A 2,487-nucleotide genomic window follows, 5' to 3' on the forward strand; every position below is an offset into this window, starting at 1 on the left:
CACGCCCGAGCTGCGGGGGGTTTCAATCAAGGTCGACAGCCAGTCGGTGTCGGGGCACTTCGTCTTCGACGTTGAACCGACCGAAGAATTGCGCGAGATCGTCGATGACGCTGAGACCGAAGTGCTGGCCGACTATGGTGGCCTCACCCCGGTTGCCTTCACATCGGAATACCTTCCCCGTGAGCAGCGGCTGACGCTCGGCCCCGACGAGCACTGGGTATTCAGGCGTCGAGAGCCGCCCACTGCACTCTGACGCCGTCGACGTTGCCGCCGGTCCAAAGGTCGATCACCCTCCTAGAAGCCGGGATGGTCTCTTGAACGCCGCCGTGTTCGGGTCGTGCTGCTCCACGGCGTAGCTGGTCCGCACGGGCGGCAGTGGGAGCCGTGAGGAGAGACCACTTGAGCCACGTCCTAGCGCCGACGATGTAGCGGCGCACCACTCAACGTCGGCATGCACAGTTCGAGACAGTTGCGGCCCTACACAAAACCTACAAACAACCGAGATCGGTAGGGTCTCGACGTGACGCATCGGCGTACCAACCCGCCTCTTTCGGCCGTGACATGGCGCGAGCCTACAGACAGCTACGCGCTGTGACCCGACGTAGTGGGCGAGCCCCAACAGTTGCCGCAGAACGACCTGTTATGAAACGATCGCTGCGTCATTTCCGGCCTCGACCGAGGTCGGCGGAGAACCCCTCAACCAGGTGAGGGAACGTGATGGGCTCATCACCGTAGGGATTCAATGAAGTAGAAATTTTCTTTGATGATCGTTCGCTGGCGCACTTGCAGATGGTAACCATCGCAAAGCTTCGCCGCCGCGAGGATTCCATCTTCTCGTGGACCAATAAGCTCGACGCAGATAGCGGAAGAAACACAATCTGGCTCGATCCGAGATCCACCCTCTTCTCCCGCTACACCAGCAAGGTATCCCCTGCTCACCGAAGAGCGGGAACCCGCTCCCGTCACAGCACACCACCCACCATCACCCGACGAGAGGGTAAAGCCACAACCGGACGTGAAAGTGAAGCGTTAGAACGACGCCCTCACCACGCAAGGCCCCTCGAGACGATAGCCCACAACCAGCCCGACAAGTCGCAAGCGCGGCCCGATCAAGCCGTCACAGAGAGGCGATTTCAGAGCGTCGCAACCACAAATTCGAGACTCATCGCGCCAGGTTGAAGCTGACCAGTGAGGTACGCCGTGCAGAACAGATTACTGTCGTGACCTTCGGACTTGGCTCGGGGTCTCGGTCTAGTTTTATGCATGCGCAACTTCACCGTCTCGACTACCTTCGATGCCAAGTGGTGAGTGTTCGTCATTCACGAACTCGGCTGCGTCGGGAAGATGACCCGCACAGTACGCAACTAGTGCTGCCTGCGGCGCTTCGAGAAGTACGGATTGTGCGTTCTGCTCAATTTGTTCGGACACAATTGCGCACAATACCGCGCCCGGCGTACCGTGACATAACAATCTGGCGCCTGCGCCGGAATGCGCCACACGGCACAACACGATCGAGCTATGCAACGGAGCACAGTGATGGCCAGAACGTTGGACGAGACACTCGAGACGGGCCAGACTGCCGAGCACGCTCCGGTTGCACCGCATCCCCAAGCCCAGGGCACCCCGTTCGTGCAGCTGATCACCGCCACCGGCGATCGCATCCACGGTAGCGAGTTCGAGCGCTGGGTAGCCGATGTCGACGATGCCGAGCTGCTCTCGCTGTACCGGGATATGGTCGTCGTCCGGCGCATCGACACCGAAGCCACCGCCCTCCAGCGGCAGGGCGAGCTCGGTCTCTGGCCGCCGCTACTCGGTCAGGAAGCCGCCCAGGTCGGTTCGGCGAGGGCTCTGCTGCCCCGCGACTTCGTCTTCAGCAGCTACCGCGAGAACGCCGTCGCCTACTGCCGCGGCGTCTCCGGAGTCGACCTGCTGGGCGCGTGGCGCGGCACGACGGCGTCGGGCTGGGATCCGTTCGAGTACAACATGGCCACTCCCCAGATCATCATCGGCGCGCAGACCTTACACGCCACCGGCTACGCGCTGGGCATGCAGAACAAGGGCAGCGACGCCGTCGCCGTGACCTACTTCGGCGATGGCGCGACAAGCGAGGGTGATGTCAGCGAAGCTCTCGTATTCGCCGCCACCTACTGCGCACCCGTGGTGTTCTTCTGCCAGAACAACCAGTGGGCAATCTCTGAGCCGGTGAGATTGCAGAGCCGCACCAGCATCGTCGACCGGGCACTCGGATTCGGGATGCCCGGGGTGCAGGTCGACGGGAACGACGTGCTCGCCGTGCTCGCGGTCACCCGCGCCGCGCTCGACCGTGCCAGACGGGGCGACGGCCCCACGTTCATCGAGGCCGTCACCTACCGGATGGGACCGCACACGACGGCGGATGATCCCACCCGGTATCGAGACGCGGCCGAGCTGGAGGCCTGGCGCCGCAAAGACCCGATCGATCGCCTCGGTGTCTATCTGCGATCAACA

The 2,487-nt window shown here is 62.6% G+C and carries 2 protein-coding genes; both read left to right on the top strand.

Annotated features, from left to right (window positions below; genetic code table 11):
• Positions 1 to 253: hypothetical protein (locus RMN95_RS10230; protein WP_309616819.1), on the top strand; the 253-nt coding region annotated here is incomplete at its 5' end.
• 1,283 nt (positions 254 to 1,536) lie between these two features.
• Positions 1,537 to 2,487, top strand: a 951-nt coding sequence (locus RMN95_RS10235; protein ID WP_309616820.1) for a thiamine pyrophosphate-dependent dehydrogenase E1 component subunit alpha, incomplete at its 3' end; no start/stop codon positions are given.

Source organism: Salinibacterium sp. (assembly GCF_031364185.1).
GTDB lineage: Bacteria > Actinomycetota > Actinomycetes > Actinomycetales > Microbacteriaceae > Rhodoglobus.